Raw genomic sequence first — 550 nt, forward strand, 5'->3', positions numbered from 1 at the left:
AAAACAATTAATCTTTATAAAGAACTTAAAAAAGGTATTAATGTAATTAAACACCCAATAAATAATATAAAAAATAAAAAAATAGGTTAATTCCTATTTTTTATATACTATGAATTTTTAATTACTACATCAATAGGGTTTGTTTGACCGGTAGCATTGTTTTTACCTTCAATTTGAACTTCAACAGTTTTATCATTTGTAATATTAATTGGTCAATCTTCACCTTTACTTTCAATAAAGTAATCGAAATCACTTTCAGTTAAAGAACTATTTACTGCTTTTACCGCTTTTAAAACAACATCTTTAAATTGTGGTTTTAATTGTTCTGCTGTTGTTTGTGTTGGGTCTGAAAGGTGAATAGTTGGTTTATCTAATTTATTAATTTTACTAATATCAATTTTAAAGTTACCTTTAATTAATATTTTTTTATCATTAATATTTTGATTATCAATAATACCTGCATTAATATGTAAATAAATATCGCCACTTACAATTTCATTAACTGATAAATAAATACCTGCTGAATTTGATTGAATTGGATAATCATTAW

General features: G+C 22.8%; 1 protein-coding gene. It reads right to left on the minus strand.

Translation table 4 applies throughout. The annotated features are described in order from the left end of the window. Positions 1-107 precede the first annotated feature (107 nt). Positions 108-550, minus strand: a 443-nt coding sequence (locus EHV01_RS06480) for a hypothetical protein (protein WP_422066743.1), incomplete at its 5' end; no start/stop codon positions are given.

The sequence above is a fragment of the Spiroplasma sp. hy2 genome (assembly GCF_044714365.1).
Lineage (GTDB): Bacteria > Bacillota_I > Bacilli_A > Mycoplasmatales > Mycoplasmataceae > Spiroplasma > Spiroplasma phoeniceum.